The organism is Flavobacteriales bacterium TMED191, from assembly GCA_002171975.2.
Taxonomy (GTDB): Bacteria; Bacteroidota; Bacteroidia; order Flavobacteriales; family TMED113.
On sequence record NHIO02000007.1, the window covers coordinates 1 to 24,844 of the forward strand.

Here is a 24,844-nt window from a genome sequence, read left to right on the forward strand (position 1 = left end):
ATCAAATTGATAGACTTTTTAAGGAGATAAACAATACAGGAGCTACATTTACAATTATAGCAAGTCCTCATCCATTTACATTTAGTACAGAGGCATCTTTTATCAATTTTCGTGAGGAGTTTGATTATTTTATTGATAGATTAAATGAAGTAGATAATAATGGAATTGTATTTTTGAGTGGTGGAGATTTATTTAATTTTCCTCAGTTAAATCAATTTAGTTTGGAAGAAAAACCAAATGGTTTTCAATCATTTGTTTATGAATTTAATACTCCATCCTTATCTGATAATATGTATTCCTTAGTTAGTATAAAAGGACGTGAAAATAATAGAATACTTTATCTAGAAAGTTATAATGAGAATGGAACCTTGATTTTTAAAAAGCATTTTCATCAAAATCAATTAAAATCTTAATTGATTAGTAATTTTTGTATATATTTTTGATTTCTTTCAGTATACTCTATCAAATAAAGACCTTCACTTACATTAGAAACATTAATACTGTTAGAATTTATATTACATGAATTGATATTTTTCCCATTTAAGTCTAGGATATTTATACTTTTGTAATTAAAATGTGGATTGATTTTAATGGTTTTTTCATTTGGATCGTAGTACTGAAAAAGCGATTGTTGCTCCTCTATATTTACGCTATTAGCCCATATTAGGTCATTAATTATATGAATAGTTCCATTACATCCACAAATGTCTCCTATTTCTATTAATGCATTGTTAACATATGGGTCATCATAATAATTAATTGTTGAAACATTCTTATCCATCATTTCAATTGTAGTACCATTTAAATTTATTAGATCCTCTATTGATAAGTCTCCAAGGTGGATGTAATATGATATATAATCAATTAAATCACCTCCCAAAGTTAATATGCTATTTGCTGAAGCAGTAGGAACATTATTTCCTGGAACAAACATGGTGTAATTAACATCTGAATCACAATCATTAAGGTATGAGAGTGCTTCAATGTTAAATGATAAAGCTAATTGAAAATATGTATTAACATTTTCATTCTGTAAAACTTCGTCTAGAATAGAGTTTTCGCAATTTTGCGAAAACCCTATAATAGGCATTAAAAAGATTATAATCTTTTTCATTGTACTTTGTAACTTTTTTCAACAGTTCCGTTATCAAATAATTGTAATATGATGTTTGCTTTTGAGTCTGAAGAGATTTCTCTTCCTGTAATATCAATTGTTTTTACAAGATTTCTTTTAATTCCTAGTTCACTGAGATTAATAGTACAACCTGTTACTGTTTCCAGACCTAAAGCAGCATATATTCTAGGACATATGAAGTCTTGAATCATTGCAGCCATTGCTACACCTTTAGCTTCTGACATATCTGGATTACCAATAGTTGCTTGACATGCGTAAGTTTCAGGTGTGAATTCGTCACCAGGTCCAAAAGGATTTGCTAAAGCTTGTGCAGGATATGCAAGAGGGTCTGTGGGATCATTGTTCCACCAGTCCCATGGAGCACCTTGTTCTCCCCATGGAAACAGACATGAACTTGCAGCTTGACCACAATTAATGCAATCATCACTTTCTTCTAACTGATCACCAGTAGGTGCGACAATTGGAAATAAACCTGGATATACATCATGGCCTTCAAATTCCCACACTGGATTACCATCGTCATCAAATAATGGAGAGCCAAACATATTAAGTGCCTGAACTTGAAGATTTGAGTTTGCAATTCCATCTCCATTTCCATACCAGCTATCATTTACACTCATACTTAAACCTTCAAATACATCATTGTTTCCAAGATTAGTTGCGTATCTTTGAACTGCTAAAGATCCATGTCCTTCAATTACTATTTCTCCAGTTGTAGGTACAATAATATTACCTACTTCATATGGCGCATCTTCATCTAGATAACATTGCATACTTGCCATTGGTACTTCCCCAGCGTTCATCCATGCACTATCCGGAATTGCTCCACCAATATTAAAGACCATACTTATTTCTGAACTATAATCAACGTGATTAGGAATACATAAGGTAACATCAGTTGCATCAGTACTTCCATCGCCATCTAAATCAAGTTCTGGTAAAATTCCTTGAGTTGTACCATCTAGATTACCTAAAAATTCAGGATTAATATATGGTACAGCGTCATTAATTCCATCACCATCAATGTCCATTGAAGTGTCCATGAATTTAGGTGTAGTAAGTTCAGTAGCGTAGTCATTTAGTGAAGCAGCTGCTAAGGATACGTATCCTCCAGTACCTAGTCCTCCAACAACAAATTGACATGATATTCCATATGGGTTTCCTTCTTCAACAGATTTTCTTAAGAATCTTACTGCTGTTCTTGTATCTTGAAGGCCTCTAAGTGCAGCTTGAATTAGACCTCTTCTTCTGACATCTGCATTTGTTGATGAAGGATTCCATCCTAATCTATATGAAATAGCAACTGCAACATATCCTTTTTTTGCAAAATTAGTACATTGTTCAACGATTGCATTATCTGTTTTTCCACCAGTAGCCTGTCCATTTAATCCAGGAGGTAAAAAACTGCCTGTATGTAACATGATAACAACAGGTCGACTAGTTTCTGTGTCGCCCTCAGGTGAATATATGTCCATTAATAAATCTTGAGTTGACGGAACTTGTCCTAGTAGAGTGGGGAATATGGATACATTATTTCCATAGACTATATCAGATGAGATTTCAATATTTTCAAACACTTCATCCAAATACCTTTCTTGGGCAATAATATTATTGTTGAATAATAGAATGAAGGTTAATAAAAGTAATATTTTTTTCATAGTTTAAATTTTAATTAAAATAATACGCCAAGATATAATAAATCCCTTAGTTTACGCAAATTTGATTGTGCTAAATTTAATCAATATCGATAGTTAGTGCAAAGTATGACATTCTTCCCACTCTGGGTCCACCATATACTTGATATACTTTATTATTTAATAGGTTTGATACACCGATTTTAAAATTTGACATAAACTTATTCATTAGCTTAATATCTCTATTTATCTGAGCATCAAGTGTTCCATAGCTTGGAACTTGTCCTGTAAATTGAGGAGAGCCTTCAAATAAGAACCCTTTAATCCATCTATAATTAAAAGATAAATTATATTTTGTTTTTTGTTTTTGACTAATTCTAAATTTATTTGATAAGCCTAAATTAAATTTATGTTCTGGCGTATTAAATGCTGGAACTAAAGGATCTCTAGTTTCTTCATTAATTAATTTATTCCATGAATAATTTCCGTTAAGAGCAGTATTTTCGTTCATGTAATAATTTATTCCAATACTAAAGCCTTGTGTCTGTATTTTACCAGAAGCATTAGCAGCAACTCTCCAAAATTTAGTAGAAGAAGGAATAATTGATGTATAATCATCGATTTCTTGACCAATGTATTCTGCCCATCCTAAATCTACATCTTCAGCAGTTGCTGAAATCTGATTTAATTGAGATGTATTATATGTGGCTCCAAATTGATAGCCTATAAAATTATTATATAATGAGTAATAATAACTTGCATCTAAATATATTTTGTTCAATAAAGTTGTTCTAATACCAAGTTCAATTGTTTTGACTTTTTCAGGTTGTATCGGATCTATCTCTAATTTTCCATATTTTAATGCTGCACCATCTGCATTACCTAAACTACTATTTTCAGCAGCTAAACAGTCAAGCATAGCATCTACAGTTACAAAGTTTTCATTGTATCCAAATCCATCAATATTTCCAATTAATGTTGCAGGTCCTGCATTATAATCAAGATACTGATCAGTTAGGGTAGGGTTACGAATTGCAGATGATAACGATAATCTAATAATATCACGTTCATTTGGTTTATAGACTAAAGATGTAGCAGGTGAAAATAAATAGTTAAAGTTTTGATTTTTATCTATTCTAGCAGTTGCATTTAATAGCAGAGTCTCACCTAAAAATTGTTGACTATATCCAATGTACGATCCAAATTCATAATTTCTAATTTTTCTTTTAACAGTGTCTGTCTCCATTAACGGTGACATTATAGTTTCTTGAATCAAAGTACCATTTTCTAATATCCATCCGCCAATTGTTTCAGTGTAAATAGTATCTCCTAATGAATTTAATTTGGGTCTTTGTATATATTCAAATCCATCATTAAATATAGAACCTCTTGAATCAGGGGTGTATAGTCTACCATTAACTCCAATTTGAAATTCTCCAAATTGTGTTTCAATTTTTTTTTCTGATTGCAAATGATATAAACTTGATTTGTCATAAAATCTAGTCCCACCAATTAAGTTTCCATATTCATCATATCTTGTATTTGATGTAATTTCATTAAAAATGATATTAAATTCTTCACTGTTTGGGTCTAAATATGAATATGCCCATTCACCTATTGCATTATCTGCATATTCTCTAGCAAGATTATGATATTGTGCAAGTAGATTTGGGTAGTTATTTAATAGGTTTTGCATATTTTCTTGCCAACCACTAAGGCTTCCATATTCAGTTATCCATTCACTGTCTGTCATAAATCCATCAATATCGGATTGCATCATGTCGATAATTTCATCATTCCAAAATATTGCATATGAATCCCACATCCAATCTCCGTTACTAGCAGACCTATCGGTAAGAGCCTGAGCTGTTGCTACAATATCATATGAGTCTCCAGCATCTTCATGTGTAGAGTATAGTCTAATGAAAAAATTATCATTTCTTTTATATTCAATCTTATTTTGCCAAAAACGAATATTTTTTAAACTGTATCTATTATCTCCTTGATATATTGTAGTTCCGCTACCAAAATTAAATGAATAAATAAGTTCGTTTCTATTGTTCTTTTTTGTAAATAGACTGTAATCTAAGTCATTTTTATTTTCTTCTTTATAAGAAACATCATTCCATTTAATATGAAAAGCAGTATTAAATTTAAAATTTTCAGTATTGTAATCAGCTAAGGAGCCTTCTGAATAACCTGTTCTATGTACAGTTTCCATCCCAGGAAAAGCATTAAATGAAGCGGTTTTATTGTATTCATCCCCATACACATTTACTGCATCATATCCTCCAGGATTATATATATTTGACTCTGTATCATATGAAGCATCAATATTATTAGCTTCCCAATCATTTGCCTTCATTTTTTGCAAATTAATTTTGTAGCCAATTTCATAATTATTCTTTAATTTTTTATTTTCTGCATACCTAAAGCAATGTTCAATCAATGCTCTTTCTCCAATTTTTACTTGGTAGGTTGTACCTGAGAACATAAATGGATCTTTTGTTGACATATTAATTACTCCATTAAATGCATTTGGACCATATAATGCAGAATTTGCACCAACAATAATTTCTACACCCTTAGTATCTAGCTCGGTGGTTCCTAAGAAGTTACCTAGTGAAAAATTTAACCCAGGTGATTGATTATCAACACCATCAATAATTTGTAATGATCTTACTGGTGAAGTACTATTAAATCCTCTAGTATTAATTATTTTAAAACCTAAGCTAGCTGAAGTTAAATCTACACCTTTTAAACTTCCTAGTCCTTCATAAAAACTTGATGCAGGTGTTTCTTTTATTGCAATTACATCCATTGCTTCAATTGTTACTGGAGATTGTTTAAGTTTTTTGCTTAATCTGTTATCAACAATATTAATGTCACTTAGAATTAATTCATCTTTTGTGAGTTTTATAATTAAATTTTGATCTATTTTTTTTATGTTTATCACTTCTGTTTTATATCCAATATAAGAACATTCAAGATTAACAGGTAAGCTATCGGTTTGTATAATAAAACTACCATTGAAGTCTGTTGTTGCACCGCGATTTTGGTTCTTAATTATAATATTTGCGCCAATTAATAAGTCACTTGAATTTTTATCTTTTATAGATCCTTTTATTGTATTTTGTGAAATAATTTTATATCCAAAAAAGATGTTGATGAATAAAAAATAATGTAATATTTTATGCAAAGGATTTTTCACAATGAAGTTAAAAGTTAGGTGAAAATTTAGATTTTTTATAAAAATTATCAATTGTTTGAATGACATCATCAATATCATCTAATAAGACAAAGTTATCTAAGTCTGATTGGTTAATACATTTTTCCTTTTTAAATACAACATCTCTCATCCAATCAAGTAAACCTTTCCAATAATCAGTTCCATATAGTATAATTGGAATTTTTTGAATTTTTTCTGTCTGAATTAATGTAATTGTTTCAAATAATTCATCAAGAGTTCCAACGCCACCAGGCATGATAACAAATGCCTGTGCATATTTCACAAACATTACTTTACGAACGAAAAAATAGTTAAAATCAATACTTTTATCATAGTCAATATATTGGTTTGGGGTCTGTTCAAAGGGTAAATCGATATTCAGTCCTACAGACGGTCCTTTGCCTTTTTTTGCGCCTTTATTTGCAGCCTCCATTATCCCAGGACCACCACCAGTAATTATACCATAACCTTTCTTTGTTAACTCTTCTGCTAATGTAACCGTATCTTGGTAATAGGGATTTGGCTCTTTTGTTCTAGCAGATCCAAATATTGATATACATGGCCCTATGTTTGAAAGTTTTTCAAAACCTTCAACAAATTCTGACATTATTTTAAAAACACTCCAAGTATTTTGTTGAGAGTTGCTTTTCCAGGTTTTTCTTCCTTTAATCATTTTGTGAATATATTTCTTTTTTTAGAAAAAAGCCTGTTCTACTTGTCTTATTATTTAAAATATTTTTAACATTACCACTGTAAATTATTTCACCTCCTTTACTTCCCCCTTGAGGCCCTATATCAACTATGTGGTCAGCCTGTTGAATAATATCGGTATTATGTTCAATAATAATTACGGTATTTCCTTGTTTAACCAATAGATTAATTGATTTCATTAATGTTTTTATATCTTGACAGTGTAATCCAGTTGTTGGTTCGTCTAGGATATATAATGTTTTACCTGTATCTTTTTTAGATAGCTCAGCTGCTAATTTCACTCTTTGTGCCTCACCACCAGATAATTTTGTTGAAGACTGACCGATTTTAATGTATCCCATTCCAACTTTTTGAAGTGAATTTATTTTTTGTTTAATATTTGGGATTTTATCAAAGAAAACAATTGCTTCATCGATACTCATTTCTAACACATCATAGATATTTTTATCTTTATAGTAAATTTCTAATGTTTCAGGGTTAAATCTTTTTCCTGAACATGTTTTACATGGTATCTCAATATCTGGTAATAGTTTCATTTGAACAGTTTCAAATCCATTTCCTTGACAATTTGGGCAGTTTCCATTTTGAACATTAAATGAAAATCTTCCAATATTATATCCCCTTATTTTGGATTCTTTTAGGCTTGCATATAATTTTCTAATTTCTGTATAAAAACCAATATATGTTGCCGGATTAGATCTAGGTGTTCTCCCAATTGGACGTTGGTCAATATTAATAATCTTATCAATGTTTTCAAGACCTTCTATATTTTCATAAGGATAGGTTTTATTTTGTTTATTATGAATGTGATTATAAATAGCTGGAAATAATGTTCCATTTATTAATGTTGACTTCCCAGAACCGGATACTCCTGTAATAACAATAAGCTTACTTGTGGGGATAATCAAATTTATATTTTTAAGGTTATTTCCTTTTGCTCCAAAGAGCTTGATGAATTTATCATTTTCATTGTAATTTTTATTAAATGAAGGAGTTATACTATTTAATAAGTATTTTGCAGTTGATGTATTAGATTTTTTCAAATCTTTAAATGTCCCTTTAAATATAATTTTACCTCCTTTTTCCCCTGCACCTGGACCTATATCAACAATGTAATCAGCAGCTTTTATAATTGATTTATCATGTTCAACAATAATTATGCTATTCCCTAAATCTTTTAAACTTTTAAGAGATTTTATTAATAATTCACTATCACTTGGGTGGAGTCCAATACTTGGTTCATCTAAAATATATAGAACATTTGATAATTCTGAACCTATTTGAGATGCAATTTTTATTCTTTGACTTTCGCCACCGGATAAAGTTTCGGTTTTTCTAGATAATGTTATATAGCCAAGTCCAATATTGATTAAGAATTCTAATCTAGTTAAGACTTCTTTTAAGATTTCTTTAGCAATAATAAACTTACTTTTTGTAGATTCTGAAAGGGTGTTTATACACCATTTTTTTAGCTCAAATATATTTAAGTCAGAGACTTCTATTATATTTTTATTATTTATTAAGAAAAATAAACTCTCTTTTTTTAATTTTTGATTCTTGCATTGAGGACAATCAATTTTTTTTAAAAATTTTTTTGACCAAACAGAAATTTTTCGAGATTTATTATTTGCATTCTGGTTAATTATAAAATTAATAATTCCTTCAAAATCTATTTCATATTTTTTAGTAATACCAATGTTTTTATTTTTTACCTTAAACCTTTCCTTTGTACCATATAATAATAATTCGAGAGCATGGTTTGGAATTTCTTTTATTGGAGTATTAAGTGAAAAATTATATTTTTTTGCAATGAGTTCAATTTGTTGAAATATCCAGTTTTCTTTATATTCCCCAATTGGTGCAATACCACCATTTTTTATGTTAATAGATGTGTCGGGTATTATCTTTTTAAGATTAATTTCTTCTTTTACACCTAATCCTTTACAACTTAAACAATAACCCTTAGGTGAGTTAAATGAAAAGGAATTTGGTTCAGGTTTTTCATATGAAATTCCAGTAGTTTGACATGTTAAATGTTTACTGTAATATTTTTTTTTTCCACTGTCAAGCTCTTTTATAATAATTGACCCATTGCTTTCTTCAACTGCAGTTTTTATAGATTTAATTAGTCTGATTTTAGATTGAGCATTAATAGTTAGTTTATCAATTAAAATGTCAATGTCATGTGTTTTATATCTATCAAGCCTAAGAGTTGGATTTATATTTATTATTTCATTATTGACATTGGCTTTAATATATCCTTTTTTTATTAGTGATTGAAATAATTCAGAATAATGTCCTTTTCGTGCTTTTATTTTTGGTGCAAGAATTAATATTTTTTTATTGTAGTGATTTTTTTGAATTAACTCAAGAATTTGACTTTCACTCTGTTTCACCATCTTTTCATTTGTCTTAAAAGAAATAGGTTCGCTTATTTTAGCAAATAAAAGTCTTAAATAATCATATATTTCTGTAGTGGTGCCAACAGTAGATCTTGGGTTTTTTGATATTGTTTTTTGTTCAATTGAAATTACCGGACTAAGACCAGTGATATAATCAACCTTTGGCCTTTCAAATGAACCTATAAAATTTCTAGCATAAGATGAAAATGTTTCAAGATATCTTCTTTGCCCTTCCTTGTGGATAGTGTCAAATGCAAGTGAAGATTTGCCACTACCACTAACTCCAGTAAATACAACAATTTTTTTTGAAGGAATAGTAATGTCTATGTTTTTTAAATTATTTTCTCTAGCTCCAACAATTTTAATATCCATTTTAATTATCTGTTAATTTTTTATTTTTTGGAAAGATGCAAATGATATTCCTTTAGAATCTTTAATAGATACTTTTGGGCTATTAATTCCCCATTTGATATTTAATTGAGGATCATTCCATTTAATTGTTTTTTCGTAGTTCTTTTTGTATTTACCAGCGCATTTGTATACAACAATTGTTTTCTCTTGAAGTGCCAAGAAACCATGCGCAAATCCTTTTGGAATCCATAGTCCCATACTGTTTTTATCAGATATTTCTATTGAAAAATATTCCCCAAAAGTATTAGATTCCTTTCTCAGGTCAACAGCAACATCTAAAATTTTACCATGAAGAACTTGAATATATTTTAATTGTTCATGAGGTTTAGTTTGATAATGGAGACCTCTAATCACATTTTTTGAAGAAATTGACATATTATCCTGATCAAAAGAATTATTTAGTTCTAGTTTCTGCATGTTATTTTTGTTCCATAATTCTCTAAATAGACCTCTGTTGTCACTATGAGAGATATTTTCCAATACATACAGCCCATCTATGTTTGTAGAGATTTTTTTAATCATAATTATTTATTTAAATATAGATACATTGTTTTATGTGGTCCAATATTTTCAATATGATAAACTGTATCTAAAGTCTTCATATTTAAACTTTTATAAAAAGGAATAGCATGTAATCTAGATGAGCACCACAATAGATTTATTTTTTTTTTTTTCAATAATTGGATACCTTCTAATAGTAATAGTTTGCCTGCACCTTTTTTTTGATATAATGAATTGGTTGCCATGGCACGTAATCTGTATTGATTTGTGATTTTAATTTTATCATTATTCTCCTTTACAAAAGTTCCGATGCAAATTAAATTAGAATTTGTAAATACTCCAAGATGAAATGTGTCTTTTTGTTTGTCTATATCTAGCGCAAATTGATTATTCTTTATGTGTGGCCATAATACATGCTGTCTTATACTATATGTTAATTCACTAGATATAAGTTTTGTTATGAAATTATGTTTTTTGTTTATTTTCATCTCTGTGTATATAAATACTACTTGATGGAAAAGCAAAATCGCTTTGATTTTTTTTGATAATTTCCATAATTTTATAATTAATATCTTCTTTTGTATTGATGAAGTCATCCCAATTTGAAGAGTTAACATAAAATAGAACCATAATATCTAAGGAACTTGCTCCAAATTCCATAAAACGCACTCTTCCTTCATTGTTTGTCATTTTATGATCGTCGATCATTTTTTGAATTTCTTGAACAATGTTTTTTATTTGTTCAGGAGTTGTATTATATGTTAGACCTAAATTAAATTTTGATCTTCTAACAGGCCTTAAACCAAGATTGTCTAATTCTACATCAATCATTTTCTTATTAGGCACAGTAACTAGGCTTTTGTCAAATGTCCGAATTCTAGTGCTTCTAAAACCTACTTTTTCAACCACCCCTGTAATTTGACCAACGCTTACAACATCACCAACAGTAAAAGGTTGGTCAAGAAAGATTGTGAATGATCCAAATAGATTTTCTAAACTCTCTTTTGAAGCCATAGCGATAGCTATACCTCCAACTCCAAGCCCTGCAGCAAGTGCAGTAATATTTACATTGAAAATATTTCCAATAATAAGGAATCCTCCTAGTATTATTATTATGATTTTTAAGGAATCAGTAGCAAATGGAATTAGTTGGTCATCTAATTTAGATTCTGTTTTTTCTGTTTTTTTCTTTAGTATTTCTCCAAAATAATCGACAATTCTATTACAGAATCGGATTATTATTATTATACATATTAGTGAAAATACTTTTTTAAGCATTACATCTATTGTAAGTCCATAAATTTCAAAATTTAATGTTTTAGGAAAGAAAATATCTTCAAATGAAAATACCAATCCAACAATTAGTATTAAATGTTTTATTGGTTGTGTTAATCTTAATTGAAATTTATTTGTAAGATTCTTTTTTTGATTGATTAACTTAAATAGTAGGTTTATCAAAAATGTTGCTAAAAAACGTCTTGTTAAAATTGTAATTAAAATAATAGAAATACACCAAATCCATGCTTCATAAGTATTTTCTAGAATTATACCTTGTGACTCCAGACCCATTAAGTTTAATATTTTATTCATATTTCTAATTTAAGATAATTTAAGCATTTTTTTGAAAGATTAATATTAATCTATCTGATGAATTTAAATTGTACTTGCTTAAATGATAATCTCCATATTCAAATTTTAGGTTAATGTTTAAATTTCGAAAGTAGTTGAGAAATTTCTCTTTAGTAATTAGCTTGACCTTTTCATTGAACTGAAATGTTTTATTTCCATCAGTTATTTTTATTTTTTTATAAACAAATTCTGAGTCATGTTTTTTTTCAATTTCGAATAAAATATTATTTATAACTTTTGTTTCAAATAAATTATTTTTTTGATTGTTTACAATTTTACTTGCATTAAAAAAATCAATTATAAAATAACCATTAACTTTTAATGCATTAAATATATTTTTAAATACTAATTGATGTTCTTTGTCATTATTAAAATATCCAAAGCTTGTAAATAAATTTAGAATTACATCATATTGGTTTTTAAAATTAATATTTCGCATATCCATATGATAAAATTTTAATTTATCATTTTCATAAGGAATTGCTTTTTGTAAGCTTTTTTCAGACAGGTCAATACCATCCAAATAAAATCCTTTTTTATTTAAATTAATTGCATGACGTCCACTGCCACAACCAAGATCTAGGAAGTGACAGTTGTTATTAGGTTTTATTATCTTCAATATGTTTTGTATAAATAAGTTAGCCTCTTTGTTGTCCCTGTTACTATATAAAATGTGATAATATTTTGAGTCAAACCAGTTTTCAAACCATGTCATAATAATTTATTTTTTTTTCCAAGTAGTACCTGCTGTGGGTGAATACGATTTAGTCCATCCATTTTTTTGTAAATGTAAATGATATTGTGATAATGTTAGCTGGTCATTTCTAAGGCTGTTTTCTAGATTTTTGTCGTAATAAGCAGGAAATGATATTTTATTTTTTTGAGATCTTTTATGCCAATTTCTAGCAGCACTTTTCCAGCATTTCATGGAATTTCTTCCAACCTTCCATCCATTTGACTCATAATAGTCATAAAACATCTCACAATTATTATTATTATCACCTAATTCACTAAAATAATTCTTAATTAATATTTTTGTTGGTTTTATGAATTTCTTTTTAGACTTAGTTAAATTATTTGTTTTTTGTTTGATTTGTTTATTGGTTTTTCGTGAGAAGTTGTCAAAAATAATATTTGCAATATTATTATGAAGAATTTTCACATAAACCATTTCTTGGGTTTCTTTTTTAATTATTACGTCAATAAACTTTAATCGGTACAATTTGTTAATTGCTATTTTAATTTTTTTTATAGAAATGGTGGTGTTATCAGAAATTTCTTTGAGTTGATTTAAATAATATTCTTTCTGTATTACTTTTACTGATTTTTTATTATCCGTTTGTTGTAGCTCATATAGAACAATTGTTGTATCTAAACCAAAATCTTTAACAAATGTTTTATTTAATATATATGACTGTTCTCCAGAAAATAATATTTTTGATATATTCATGAGAGTCAAATTTATTAATTGGTTTTGTTAATTCAAAATAATTTTTTAGATCCCTTTAACATGATTTCCAAATTGGATCATTTGGAGTAGGTGCAGTAATGGAAATTTCTGTTTTTTTGATTGGATGGATAAATTTAATATTTCTTGAATGAAGATTAATACTGGCATCTTTATTAGTTCCTTTTGCGTTGTATTTTATATCTCCTTTTATTGGCGATCCGATTGCAGATAATTGTACTCTTATCTGATGGTGTCTGCCTGTGATTAATTCAATTTCATAAAGAAAGTAATTATTTAGTTTTTTTAATAGTTTATATTTTAATTGAGATTTTAAAAATCCTTTTTGCTCTTCTTGTCCAACAAATGATTTATTTAGTTTTCTATTTTTTTTTAGAAAATGAATCAATTCACCAGAATTTTGGTTTATTTTATTTTTAACAATTGCCCAGTATGTTTTTTTTATATTCTTTTCTCTAAATAATCTTGTCATTCTTGATAGAGATTTACTTGTTTTAGATAGTATTACTATTCCACTTACTGGTCTGTCAATTCTGTGAGGAAGACCTAAATATACGTTACCTAATTTATTGTATGTTTTTTTTATATACTCTTTCCCAATATCTAATAGTGTATTATCCCCTGTTTTATCTCCTTGAACAGGTAATTTTGAAGGTTTGTTAACTATTATTATATGATTATCTTCATAAAGAATCCAGTCTTTCATAATTTATTCGTACTGCTCATTATTATTTGGAAATGAATTATTTTTAACATCACTTATGTAGTTAGATACTGCATTATTAACAATTTCAGATAAGTTGCTGTATCTTCTTAAAAATCTTGGATTAAACGTCATATTCATGCCTAGCATATCATGCATTACTAGAACTTGTCCGTCTACTTTAGACCCTGCACCAATTCCAATAATTGGGATTGTTACAGATTTTGTAATTTCCGCAGCTAATTTAGCAGGTATCTTTTCTAATACTACAGCAAAACATCCAGCTTTCTCTAGTTTAATTACATCAGATTTAAGTTTTTTAATTTCTTCTGCTTCTTTTGCTCTTACTGTGTATGTTCCAAATTTATAAATTGATTGAGGTGTTAGACCTAAGTGACCCATAACAGGGACTCCAGAGTCAATAATTCTTTTAATAGAATCTTCAATTTCTGTACCACCTTCCAATTTAACAGCATGTGCACCAGATTCTTTCATAATTCTGATTGATGATTCTAGAGCTTTTTTAGAATTACCTTGGTACGATCCAAATGGTAAGTCAACTACAACTAAGCATCTATTAATTCCCTTTATAACAGATTTTGCATGATATATCATCTCGTCTAATGTGATTGGAAGTGTAGTCTCATGACCAGCCATTACGTTTGATGCAGAATCACCTACTAGTATTATATCTATATCTGCACTATCTAAAAGTTTTGCAAATGAGTAGTCATATGCGGTTAGCATAGCAATCTTTTCGCCATTTCTTTTCATTTCTTGAAGAGAATGTGTTGTTATTTTTGTGTATTTTTTTGTTTTCATTTAATCAATAGTATCTTCTTGTTCAATATTTATTAGTGTGTTTAGATATTCTAATTTAAATACCTCTTGATTATCAATAAGTGTTTGAATAGAATCAAGAAGCATATTTTTTTCAGACTTAAGTAATCTGTTTTTTTGAATTTCGTCTTTTAAATTTTTACTCAATGTGTATAAAAAATCAGTATTTTCAGTCATAATATCCTTAAAGGGTTCAAATTTACTATTCTCTATTTTTAAAGAATCATTCAGGATTTTTATATTTTTTAGTTCAAGCTCTAGTAATTGAATGACATTATTTAATTTGTTAATTTTGATACTTTCATTTGATTTTAATTTTTTTTCAAGTCTCTCATTTTCAAAAATCAATTTTTTTGATTCCTCATTTGTTAATTTAATTTGCTTATTGATTCCATTATAATTTTCAATTGTTGAGATATATACATAATCAATTTTGGCTTTTGTTTGAGTGCCTATGTTAAAACCGTATCTTCCAGAAGATAGTAGATTAATATTTTTTTTATTAAGATTAATAGTGAATTCAAATTGACCATTGATAAAAAATTCATAATTCCCTTCTTTAGATTTAATTAAAAATTCATTTTTTTCATTTTTCCTTAAATTATTTGATTTTACCCATCCATTATCATTACTACTGCTAAAAGTTAAATTTTTGTCATATCCATTTTTCATATAGATTAATCTATATTTTTTAGCACTATTAGTTTCAAGTATTAATCCTTCCTGGGTGTTAGGATTATATTGGATTATTATGCCAAATTCTTGAGTTTTTTCATTGTTAAATAAGTTGATTTTTTCTTCCGGAGATAATGTGATTGCAGTTTTGATTTCATAATCTATTATATCATTTTCCCAGTTAAGAATTATATTAAAACTAGATTCTTTTGCACCAATAAAGTACTGTCCTTCTTTTTTTAGTATAACAGCAAATTGATTCTCATTTTGTTCTGTGGGAAATATTTTATTTTCAAGATTAAAATCTTCTCTTAATAAATTTTGTGAATAGATATCATCTATTTTATGACTCTGACATAGAGTAATATTTATTGTAGATATTAAAAAGAGAAATACTTTTAAAAAATTCATAAATGACTTTATTTAATTCAAATCTACAAAAATTATATATTTGCTCTATGAAAAAAATATTTTGCATTTTCCTAGCCTTTGTTTTCTTTAGTTGTGATAACTCATTGGATATTAATGACGAATGGAAAGATATACCTGTAATATACGGAATATTAAATCCGGGAACTGACGAACCTAACTCGGAGTTAGGTGCAAATGAAAATCATTATGTTCGTATACAGAAAGGTTTTTTAGGTTTAAAATCTGCTAATAACTATTTAAACATTTATGACTCTATCTACTATAACCCATCAGAACTTGATGTTTGGGTTGATGTTATAGATGCTCAAACTGGTGAGGTTAATGGGCCTTTTCATCTTGATTTAATTACAAATGATAATTTAGAAGATATTGCTTTAAGTAAAAATGAAGGTTTATTTCATTCTGAAAATCATTATCTATATAAATTTCCTTATGTAGCTAGGGATTTGATTCCTACCGATGATTTAAGACATAGCTTCAAGATTAATGTTGTTAACACGAATACTAATGATACAGCATACTCTGTAACTAATATTGTTGAACCTATTGACATGGTAAGACCTACGCCAGCTATAATTAACTCTGTTTTACGATTTGGTTCTGGATTTTCTGAAACCATTAAGATTAATCCGTCTAAAAACGGGAAGATGTATTCTATTACATTAATATTTAATTATTTTGAACAATCTTTTGATGATTATCTTTTAGATATTAATGATGGAGTTATTGATATGACTGGTGCTGAATTGAAAAGTGTTGAATTAAATTTAGGTGATTTAACTGCATCGGAGCAACAATTATTGGGTCAAAGTTCAGATATTCAAACATTAGTATCCCCACTTGAATTTTTAGAGTTCTTAGCTACACAAATTAAAGGAAATGATGTTTACAGATATCCCGCAGGAACCTATAATCAAGGTACTGGTGGTGGAATCAATATTGGAACATATCATCAAGCTATTGATTTACATGTGACCGCAGTAAATACGGAATTGTATACTTATATTAATGCAAACGCTCCTAATTATGGATTTAATCAAGAGAGGCCTGACTACAATAATATTACAAATGGTATTGGCCATTGGTCTTCAAGAAGTGTTTTGCATTTAGATAGTCTTAGACTTGACAATGCAACAATTGATTTGATTTCATCAGATCCGATTACTAAAGCTTTAAATTTTTCATGCTATAATACAAATGGCATTGGTCTTTTAGATTCAAATGGCTTTTATCTTAATTTTGGAGACGATTGTGTTGATGATTAACTCAATAAAACTGTCAATATGGCATGGGTGTCAGTTTTTTTGTCACACTTTTATTTAAATATCATGACATTCTGCATATAAACATTGTTTGGTATAGTCTTTGACTTGTTTTGATTAATAACTAAAAAAAATAATTATGAGTAAAATAATCGGTATAGATTTAGGAACAACTAATTCCTGCGTTTCTGTTATGGAAGGTAATGAACCAGTTGTTATTCAAAATAGTGAGGGAAAAAGAACTACTCCATCTGTTATTGCTTTTGTTGAGGGTGGTGAGCGAAAAGTGGGTGATCCTGCAAAAAGACAAGCTATAACAAACCCTGAAAAGACAATATATTCTATCAAAAGATTTATGGGTGAAAAATTTAATAATGTTAAAAATTTATTAAAAACAGTTCCTTATAAAGTAGTTAAAGGAGATAATAATACTGCAAGAGTTCGTGTTGAGGACAGGGATTATACACCTCAAGAGCTTTCTGCTATTATACTACAAAAAATGAAAAAAACTGCTGAAGATCATTTGGGTGCACAAGTCAGTGAAGCAGTGATTACTGTGCCTGCATATTTTAATGATGCGCAAAGACAAGCTACAAAAGAAGCAGGAGAAATTGCAGGATTAAAAGTTAAAAGAATTATTAATGAACCTACTGCTGCTGCTTTAGCTTATGGTTTAGATAAAAAAACTTCAGATTTAAAGATAGCAGTTTTTGACCTAGGTGGTGGAACTTTTGATATTTCTATCTTAGAACTAGGAGATGGCGTTTTCGAAGTTAAATCAACAAACGGTGATACTCACTTAGGAGGTGATGATTTTGATTTAGCAATTATTAATTGGTTAGCTGATGAATTTAAAGCTCAAGAATCAATTGACTTAAGAGAAGATCCATCTGCATTACAAAGACTTAAAGAAGCTGCAGAAAAAGCAAAAATAGAATTATCATCTGGAACTCAGACGGAAATAAATTTACCTTATGTAACAGCAACATCATCTGGCCCTAAGCATCTTGTTAAAACTCTTACGAGAGCAAATTTTGAACAACTTTCTGATGATTTAATTCAAAGGTCACTAGATCCTTGTAAAAAAGCTGTTTCAGATGCAGGATTAAATCCTTCTGATATTGATGACGTGATTCTAGTTGGTGGTTCTACAAGAATACCAGCTATCCAAAAAGTTGTAAAAGAATTTTTTGGTAAAGAGCCTTCAAAAGGTGTCAATCCAGATGAAGTAGTTGCTATTGGTGCAGCAATTCAAGGTGGAGTGTTAGCAGGTGATGTTAAAGATGTTTTATTATTAGATGTAACTCCTCTATCTTTAGGTATAGAGACCATGGGTAATGTATTTACTAAGCTTATTGAAGCAAATACTACTATTCCAACTAAAAAATCTGAAACCTTTTCAACTGCTGCTGATAATCAACCCGCTGTTGATATTCGTATTGCTCAGGGTGAAAGACCGATGTATCCAGATAATAAAGAAATAGGTAGATTTCAATTAGCTGATATTCCTCCTGCTCCTAGAGGTGTTCCGCAAATTGAAGTAACCTTTGATATTGATGCTAATGGTATTTTAAATGTTGCAGCAAAAGACAAAAACACAGGCAAAGAACAAAATATTAAAATTGAAGCATCTTCTGGTTTAAGTCAAGATGAAATTGAAAAAATGAAAAAAGAAGCAGAAGCTAATGCTGATAGTGATAAGAAAAAGAAGGAATTAGCCGATAAGTTAAATCAAGCAGACGCTATGGTTTTTCAAACAGAAAAGCAATTAAAAGAATTTGGTGACAAATTACCAGATGATAAAAGGTCAGCTATTCAAGATGCTTCAGATAGTCTTAAAAAGGCAAAAAGTGAAAATAATATGGACGGTATTGATGCAGCTCTTGAAAATTTGAATAAATGTTGGCAATCTGCTTCAAATGAAATGCAACAAGCACAAGCACAAGCTTCTCCAAATGGAGAGAGTGAAAAAACATCAACAAATACTAATGATTCTAGCAACTCAGATGATGTGACAGACGTTGATTTTGAAGAAGTAAAAGATAATAAATAGCTTGGCAAATTTAAATCCATAAAAAAAGGCTCTAATTAGAGCCTTTTTTTATTAATTGTTTTCAGTTTATATGTTGTAAAATTAAGGAAGAGTAAATTTTTTCTCTAACTCTTGTACATATTGTCTAAAATCTTTGTCAGTGTCCACTAAATTATTAACTGTCTTGCAAGCGTGTAGTACTGTAGCATGATCTTTTCCACCGCATCTAGCACCTATATTTGCTAAGGAGGACTTTGTTAATTGTTTAGAGAAATACATTGCCAATTGTCTAGCTTGAACAATATTCCTCTTTCTTGTTTTAGATTTAAGTGTGTCAATTGATAGATCAAAGTAATCACATACAACCTTTTGAATATAATCAATCGATACTTCTCGGGTCGTGTTTTTAACAAATCTGTCTATCATTTCTCGCGCTAATGCAACGGATATTTCTTTTTTATTTAGGGATGCTTGTGCTAACAATGAAATTAATGCACCTTCTAATTCTCTTATGTTAGTGGAAATGCTATATGCCAAATATTCTAATACATCGTTGTTGATCTCGATTCCATCATTAAGAATCTTCTTTTTTAGAATTGCAATTCTGGTTTCAAGATCTGGTTGCTGTAAATCTGCAGATAATCCCCATTTAAATCTTGATAATAATCTTTGCTCCATTCCAGTTAAGTCTACTGGCGGTCTGTCAGAGGTGAGAATGATTTGTTTATTGTTTTGATGAAGATGGTTAAATATGTGAAAGAATATGTCTTGAGTTTTTTCTTTAGAAGAAAAAAATTGAACATCATCAATAATTAAGACATCAACCATTTGGTAAAAATGTGAAAAATCATTTGTTGTATTATTTCTTATGGATTCTATAAATTGTTGTGTAAATTTTTCTGCAGATACATATAGGACGGTTTTTTCTGGATGAAGTTCTTTTACTTTAATACCAATTGCATGAGCTAAATGGGTTTTTCCTAATCCAACGCCTCCATAAATTAATAATGGATTAAATGATGTTCCTGCAGGTTTTTGTGATACAGCAAAACCTGCAGATCTCGCAAGTCTATTACATGATCCTTCAATAAAATTCTCAAATGAATAATTAATATTTAATTGAGAGTTAATTTGAACTTTTTTTAATCCTGGAATAATAAAAGGATTTTTAAATTTTTTATCTAATGCACCAACTGGAATAGTTTGAGAAGGATTAGTGTTGATTTTTTTATTTACACTTGGAATTGAAACAGAATATGGATTTTTATCATTGTTTTTAACTATGACATTATAAATCAATTTACCATTTTTTCCTAATTCTTTTTTTATAGCAGCTTTAATAAGATCAATATAATTTTCTTCTAGCCATTCATAAAAAAATTTACTTGGAACTTCAACAGTTAGAATAGAATGTTTTAATTTAATTGGACGAATAGGCTGAAACCACGTTTTGTAGCTTTGTGTATTGATATTATCTTTTATAAAATCTAGACAATTATTCCAGACTTGCACAGGGGTTAGTTCCATTCTAAATTAACTATTTTTATTTTTAAAAAACTGTTGGCTACTAGGGCTTATAATGCGCTTTTGCACAATCATCAAAAACATGTCGTAAATGTGTGAAGAAAAAAGTTTAAAAAAAAATTTTTTAGCTATTGTTTTTAAGTTTTTTTAGTATTAAATTAAAGGCCATCATTAGAATGATTGTTCTATTAGTTTAATCTTTTTTTCATTATTCATTTTTTTTAACACATCGTATTCAATTTTTTCCTGATAATAATTTTCCATTTTAATTGTTGGGGCTTTAATTCCTTCTTTGATTATCATTTGAGTGTTTTTAAATATTATAATTTCATCCCATAAATTAGCATTAATAAAATTTTGCAATAATTGCCTTCCTCCCTCAATTAAAATTGAATTGTAACCATTATTTTTTAGTATTTCCATAATCGGTTTTAAAACTTCTTGGTTATTATATTTATTATATAATTCTTTTACGTTTATATAATGAGTTTTTTTTATTGTCTTAGTTTTTCCAGTATGAAATACAATTGTTTTTGCAGCATCATTTAGTATGTTATAGTTCTGAGCATTAAATCGGTTTTTTATATCGATTGTTATTCTTGTGGGATTTTCTCCTTTAACCATTCTAGTGGTTAATTGAGGGTTGTCACAAATAACTGTATTTGTCCCCACCATAATACCATCAACCTGACTACGTAATTTGTGACATAAAATAGTACTTGTTTTTGAACTTATTTTTTTAATTCCTTTTGTTGTGTTATTAATGAATTTGTCATTTGACTCAGCCCATTTTAAAATTATATAAGGTCTTTTAAATAATAGGTTAGTAAAATATTTTAAGTTAATCTTTATACATTCTTTTTTGAGAATATTTATTGTCACTTTTGAAGATGAAAGTAATTTTTTTATACCCTCTCCATTTACACGCTTAAAAGGATCGATAGTTCCTATGACAACATGTTGAATTTTATGTTTTTTAATTAAATTAACACATGGTGGTGTTTTTCCATAGTGAGAACATGGTTCTAAATTAACATATAATGTGCATTGAGATAAAATTTGCTTGTCTTTAACATTATTAATTGCATTAACTTCTGCATGAGGACCACCATACTTTTTATGAAAACCTTCGGATACTATTATACCATTATTTACAATTACACATCCAACTAAGGGATTTGATTTGGTTTTGCCTAAACCTAGTTTTGCTAGTATTAAGCATTTTTTCATAAATTTTTCATGTATTTTCACATTTCAAAAATAAATTTTTTATCTCAATAATAATGTCTAATATTCACTTAGTTAAATCAAATTTTATAAAATCCTTGAGTGACATAATGTCTATAAGCGAAATTAAATCAATATGGGACAACTGGGTATTAAATGAAATTTTAGGAATTTCACAAATCGATTTTATTATTAATCAAATTAATTATGTAAAAAAAAGAGATGAGTTGAAAATAGAAAAGTTAATCTCTCATTTATTAAAAAATAGACCAATTCAATATTTTTTTGGATACTCATATTTTAAAGATTTAAAAATTTCAGTTGATTCTCATGTTTTAATCCCAAGGGTTGAAACAGAAGAGCTAGTTGATATTGTAATATCTAAATTAACAAGTAAAAATCTTATTGGCATCGATATAGGAACAGGCTCAGGATGTATTCCTATTCTATTAAAGAAAAATCTAGATACAGTATTATATAGCGTTGATTTTTCTCAAAATGCGATACGAAGAGCAAAAATTAATGCCAATAAACATAATGTTAGCATTAATTTCCGATTATTAGACATATTGAATTGTGATGACTTTGATTTGTTACCAAATTTTGATTTTATTGTAAGTAATCCCCCATATGTTTTAAAATCTGAGGTTTTACCATCTTCAAATATTCATGCTGAACCTAAATCTGCTATTTTTGTACCTGAAGATAATCCTTTGATTTTTTATAAAGCTATATGTCAATTTGCTAAAAAAAAAATAAAAGATTCTGGAATAATGTTCTTTGAAATAAATCCTATTTTACATAAATGTTTGATTTCCTTATTTAGAGAATTCAATTATAAAAATATTGAAACTCGTAAAGATTTTTTTGGTAAAAAAAGATTTATAATTGTATCTTAAAATAATAAATTAGACATGTCTATAAAAGAAAGAATAGAATATCTAAGAAATGAGCTAAATCATCATAATTATCTATACTATATTCTAGATAAACCGAGGATATCAGATATTGAATTTGATAGACTTATGTCAGAGTTAGCAACTTTAGAAAATAGATATCCTAATTTTAGTGACCCATTATCTCCAACTAAAAGAGTTGGAGGTAATACAGTTTCAACTTTTAAATCTGTCAAGCATTCATTTCCAATGCTATCTTTAGATAACACATATACAAATTCTGATTTAAATAAATTTGATCAAAAGAATAAAAAATTATTATCCAAGGACAATCTAAAATATAGTTGTGAATTAAAATATGATGGCGTAGCAATCTCAGTAATTTATAAAAATGGTAAATTATTTCAAGCCATCACAAGAGGAGATGGTGTTTTTGGTGATGATGTGACAGAAAATATTAAAACTATAAAATCAATTCCATTGAAGTTATTTGGGGAGTTTCCTGAATTACTAGAAATGAGAGGTGAAATTTTTATTAAAAAGAAACAATTTGAAGCAATTAATTTAAACAGATTGAGACAAAAAGAGAAACTAACAAAATTATTCAATAATGAAATTCAATCTCCAATAAGTCAAGATGGTCGAATTAAAGTTGAAAAAAAGTATAATTCAGATATTAAAAAACTTGATCCATTTTCTAATCCGCGAAATTTTGCTTCCGGAAGCTTAAAGTTACTAGACAGTTCTAAGGTCGCAAAAAGAAATTTAACGTGTATTTTTTATTCTATTCATGCAGAAAAATTACCATTTATTAGTCATATAGAAAATTTAAGAGCATCTAAAAATTGGGGTTTTCAAATTCCTGAAAAATTTATTTTAGCAAATAATATTTCTGAAGTACTAAATTTTGTACATCAAACCGAATTAGTTAGAAATTCTTTACCTTTTGAAATAGACGGTATTGTTATTAAAGTAAATAATTTAAATGATCAAAAGATTTTAGGTCATACAGCAAAATCTCCCAGGTGGGCAATATCTTTTAAGTTTAAAGCTTATCAAGCCTATACCATCTTAGAAGACGTAAAATTCCAAATCGGAAGAACTGGCTCTATAACTCCAGTTGCTTATTTTAAACCAGTTGCTGTTGCTGGAAGTATTATTAAAAGAGCAAGTTTACATAATGAGTCTTTTATAAATAATTTAGACTTAAAGATTGGTGATAGAGTTATTATAGAAAAAGGTGGTGATGTTATACCAAAAGTTGTTGCTGTAGACAAAAGTAAAAGAGATTTATTGTGTCAGTCAATTGAATTTATTTCACATTGTCCATCATGTAATAGTAAATTAGTAAAACCAATAAATGAAGCAAATCATTATTGTTTTAATTCTGATAATTGCATGCCGCAAAAAATAAATCAAATCGAACATTTTATTTCTAGAGATGCTATGAATATATCTTCTCTAGGAACAAAAACAATTGAGCTTTTATTTAATGAGAAAATAATAAATTGTATTCAAGATCTATATAAATTAAAATTGGATGATTTTTCTAATTTAAAGGGCTTTGGTGTTGAGTCAAATTCTTTTAAAAAAGCTCAAAACATAATTGATTCGATTGAAAAATCGAAATTAGAATCATTTGAGAAAGTACTCTTTGGTCTTGGAATTAGACATGTTGGGAAAACAGTTTCTAAAAAACTTGTCAACTCATTTAAAACTATTCATAATTTGTTGCTAGCTAAAAAAGAAAAATTATTAGAAATTGATGAAATTGGTGAAAAAATTGCTGATAGTTTAATTTTGTTTTTTCAATCTTATAAAAACAGAATAATGATTGACGAATTAATTAGTTATGGTCTTAAATTTAAAATTTTAGAAACCCAAAATGAATCTAATTTATTATTGAACCTCAATTTCGTAATAACTGGAACCTTCCAGTTATCAAGGAAAAATTTAAAACTGCTTATTGAAAAAAATGGTGGTTTTATCTCAAGTTCATTGTCAAAAAACACTAACTTTTTAGTCACTGGCGAAAATTTTGGTCCTAAAAAGTATGAAAAAGCAATTGATTTAAATATTACTATGATTTCAGAATCTGAGTTATTAAAAATGATAAAATAGTTATATATGTTA

The 24,844-nt window shown here is 28.2% G+C and carries 19 protein-coding genes; 4 read left to right on the top strand and 15 right to left on the bottom strand.

The features are described 5' to 3' along the window. Positions 1 to 409: 409 nt before the first annotated feature. The 13 genes from CBD51_000435 to CBD51_000495 form a co-directional block, all read right to left on the bottom strand. Positions 410 to 1,114, bottom strand: a complete 705-nt coding sequence (locus CBD51_000435) for a T9SS C-terminal target domain-containing protein (GenBank protein ID RPG60685.1) — start codon at positions 1,112 to 1,114, stop codon at positions 410 to 412. Then, entirely contained in the window at positions 1,111 to 2,793 is a 1,683-nt protein-coding gene (locus CBD51_000440) for a hypothetical protein (GenBank protein RPG60686.1), read from the bottom strand. The genes CBD51_000435 and CBD51_000440 overlap by 4 nt, the downstream gene beginning before the upstream one ends. 76 nt (positions 2,794 to 2,869) lie before the next feature. Then, a complete protein-coding gene (locus tag CBD51_000445) occupies positions 2,870 to 6,058 on the bottom strand; it encodes a TonB-dependent receptor (protein RPG60687.1) in 3,189 nt (1,062 codons plus the stop codon). Beyond that, positions 5,988 to 6,671 (bottom strand): TIGR00730 family Rossman fold protein, encoded by a 684-nt coding sequence (locus CBD51_000450; GenBank protein RPG60688.1) that lies wholly within the window; start codon positions 6,669 to 6,671, stop codon positions 5,988 to 5,990. The genes CBD51_000445 and CBD51_000450 overlap by 71 nt, the downstream gene beginning before the upstream one ends. Next, entirely contained in the window at positions 6,664 to 9,483 is a 2,820-nt protein-coding gene (gene uvrA / locus CBD51_000455) for an excinuclease ABC subunit UvrA (GenBank protein RPG60689.1), read from the bottom strand. Before uvrA ends, CBD51_000450 begins: the two co-directional genes overlap by 8 nt. Positions 9,484 to 9,495: 12 nt before the next feature. Beyond that, complete coding sequence (gene rfbC, locus CBD51_000460) at positions 9,496 to 10,041, bottom strand: dTDP-4-dehydrorhamnose 3,5-epimerase (protein ID RPG60712.1); 546 nt, start codon at positions 10,039 to 10,041, stop codon at positions 9,496 to 9,498. A gap of 5 nt (positions 10,042 to 10,046) precedes the next feature. Next, positions 10,047 to 10,640 carry a GNAT family N-acetyltransferase gene (locus tag CBD51_000465; protein RPG60690.1) on the bottom strand — a complete coding sequence of 198 codons (594 nt, stop codon included), beginning with the start codon at positions 10,638 to 10,640 and terminating at the stop codon, positions 10,047 to 10,049. Next, positions 10,489 to 11,613 (bottom strand): mechanosensitive ion channel family protein, encoded by a 1,125-nt coding sequence (locus CBD51_000470; GenBank protein ID RPG60691.1) that lies wholly within the window; start codon positions 11,611 to 11,613, stop codon positions 10,489 to 10,491. Before CBD51_000470 ends, CBD51_000465 begins: the two co-directional genes overlap by 152 nt. Before the next feature lie 19 nt (positions 11,614 to 11,632). Continuing rightward, on the bottom strand, positions 11,633 to 12,367 hold the full coding sequence (locus CBD51_000475; protein ID RPG60692.1) for a class I SAM-dependent methyltransferase: 735 nt from the start codon (positions 12,365 to 12,367) through the stop codon (positions 11,633 to 11,635). Positions 12,368 to 12,373: 6 nt separating this feature from the next. Then, entirely contained in the window at positions 12,374 to 13,102 is a 729-nt protein-coding gene (locus CBD51_000480) for a hypothetical protein (GenBank protein ID RPG60693.1), read from the bottom strand. Between the two features lie 55 nt (positions 13,103 to 13,157). Then, positions 13,158 to 13,826 (bottom strand): RluA family pseudouridine synthase, encoded by a 669-nt coding sequence (locus CBD51_000485; GenBank protein ID RPG60694.1) that lies wholly within the window; start codon positions 13,824 to 13,826, stop codon positions 13,158 to 13,160. A 3-nt stretch (positions 13,827 to 13,829) separates the two neighbouring features. Then, complete coding sequence (gene panB, locus CBD51_000490; GenBank protein ID RPG60695.1) at positions 13,830 to 14,645, bottom strand: 3-methyl-2-oxobutanoate hydroxymethyltransferase; 816 nt, start codon at positions 14,643 to 14,645, stop codon at positions 13,830 to 13,832. Further along, positions 14,646 to 15,749, bottom strand: a complete 1,104-nt coding sequence (locus tag CBD51_000495) for a hypothetical protein (GenBank protein RPG60696.1) — start codon at positions 15,747 to 15,749, stop codon at positions 14,646 to 14,648. Positions 15,750 to 15,796: 47 nt separating this feature from the next. On the opposite strand from CBD51_000495, the gene CBD51_000500 reads away from it, so the two are divergent. Further along, positions 15,797 to 17,035 (top strand): hypothetical protein, encoded by a 1,239-nt coding sequence (locus tag CBD51_000500; protein RPG60697.1) that lies wholly within the window; start codon positions 15,797 to 15,799, stop codon positions 17,033 to 17,035. Positions 17,036 to 17,171: 136 nt separating this feature from the next. Then, positions 17,172 to 19,085 carry a molecular chaperone DnaK gene (dnaK, locus tag CBD51_000505; GenBank protein RPG60698.1) on the top strand — a complete coding sequence of 638 codons (1,914 nt, stop codon included), beginning with the start codon at positions 17,172 to 17,174 and terminating at the stop codon, positions 19,083 to 19,085. A gap of 81 nt (positions 19,086 to 19,166) precedes the next feature. On the opposite strand, the gene dnaA is transcribed toward dnaK, so the two are convergent. Both dnaA and ribD read right to left on the bottom strand, forming a co-directional pair. Then, positions 19,167 to 20,591, bottom strand: coding sequence for a chromosomal replication initiator protein DnaA (gene dnaA, locus CBD51_000510; GenBank protein RPG60699.1), 1,425 nt, complete (start codon positions 20,589 to 20,591; stop codon positions 19,167 to 19,169). 168 nt (positions 20,592 to 20,759) lie between these two features. Next, positions 20,760 to 21,818: a bifunctional diaminohydroxyphosphoribosylaminopyrimidine deaminase/5-amino-6-(5-phosphoribosylamino)uracil reductase RibD gene (gene ribD, locus CBD51_000515; GenBank protein RPG60700.1), complete on the bottom strand. Its 1,059-nt coding sequence runs from the start codon at positions 21,816 to 21,818 to the stop codon at positions 20,760 to 20,762. 53 nt (positions 21,819 to 21,871) lie between these two features. On the opposite strand from ribD, the gene CBD51_000520 reads away from it, so the two are divergent. Further along, positions 21,872 to 22,714, top strand: a complete 843-nt coding sequence (locus tag CBD51_000520) for a HemK family protein methyltransferase (protein RPG60701.1) — start codon at positions 21,872 to 21,874, stop codon at positions 22,712 to 22,714. Between the two features lie 15 nt (positions 22,715 to 22,729). Continuing rightward, a complete protein-coding gene (gene ligA / locus CBD51_000525) occupies positions 22,730 to 24,832 on the top strand; it encodes an NAD-dependent DNA ligase LigA (protein ID RPG60702.1) in 2,103 nt (700 codons plus the stop codon). Positions 24,833 to 24,844: the final 12 nt, after the last annotated feature.

Excerpts from the sequence above, each read along its gene's own strand:
- dnaK (RPG60698.1), top strand. The coding sequence starts at position 17,172 with ATGAGTAAAATAATCGGTATAGATTTAGGAACAACTAATTCCTGCGTT.
- CBD51_000465 (RPG60690.1), bottom strand. The coding sequence starts at position 10,640 with ATGTTAACTCTTCAAATTGGGATGACTTCATCAATACAAAAGAAGATA.
- CBD51_000485 (RPG60694.1), bottom strand. The coding sequence starts at position 13,826 with ATGAAAGACTGGATTCTTTATGAAGATAATCATATAATAATAGTTAAC.
- CBD51_000450 (RPG60688.1), bottom strand. The coding sequence starts at position 6,671 with ATGATTAAAGGAAGAAAAACCTGGAAAAGCAACTCTCAACAAAATACT.
- uvrA (RPG60689.1), bottom strand. The coding sequence starts at position 9,483 with ATGGATATTAAAATTGTTGGAGCTAGAGAAAATAATTTAAAAAACATA.
- CBD51_000480 (RPG60693.1), bottom strand. The coding sequence starts at position 13,102 with ATGAATATATCAAAAATATTATTTTCTGGAGAACAGTCATATATATTA.
- CBD51_000470 (RPG60691.1), bottom strand. The coding sequence starts at position 11,613 with ATGAATAAAATATTAAACTTAATGGGTCTGGAGTCACAAGGTATAATT.
- ribD (RPG60700.1), bottom strand. The coding sequence starts at position 21,818 with ATGAAAAAATGCTTAATACTAGCAAAACTAGGTTTAGGCAAAACCAAA.
- CBD51_000500 (RPG60697.1), top strand. The coding sequence starts at position 15,797 with ATGAAAAAAATATTTTGCATTTTCCTAGCCTTTGTTTTCTTTAGTTGT.
- panB (RPG60695.1), bottom strand. The coding sequence starts at position 14,645 with ATGAAAACAAAAAAATACACAAAAATAACAACACATTCTCTTCAAGAA.
- CBD51_000495 (RPG60696.1), bottom strand. The coding sequence starts at position 15,749 with ATGAATTTTTTAAAAGTATTTCTCTTTTTAATATCTACAATAAATATT.
- dnaA (RPG60699.1), bottom strand. The coding sequence starts at position 20,591 with ATGGAACTAACCCCTGTGCAAGTCTGGAATAATTGTCTAGATTTTATA.
- CBD51_000475 (RPG60692.1), bottom strand. The coding sequence starts at position 12,367 with ATGACATGGTTTGAAAACTGGTTTGACTCAAAATATTATCACATTTTA.
- CBD51_000520 (RPG60701.1), top strand. The coding sequence starts at position 21,872 with ATGTCTAATATTCACTTAGTTAAATCAAATTTTATAAAATCCTTGAGT.
- CBD51_000445 (RPG60687.1), bottom strand. The coding sequence starts at position 6,058 with ATGATATTGATGATGTCATTCAAACAATTGATAATTTTTATAAAAAAT.
- CBD51_000435 (RPG60685.1), bottom strand. The coding sequence starts at position 1,114 with ATGAAAAAGATTATAATCTTTTTAATGCCTATTATAGGGTTTTCGCAA.
- CBD51_000440 (RPG60686.1), bottom strand. The coding sequence starts at position 2,793 with ATGAAAAAAATATTACTTTTATTAACCTTCATTCTATTATTCAACAAT.
- ligA (RPG60702.1), top strand. The coding sequence starts at position 22,730 with ATGTCTATAAAAGAAAGAATAGAATATCTAAGAAATGAGCTAAATCAT.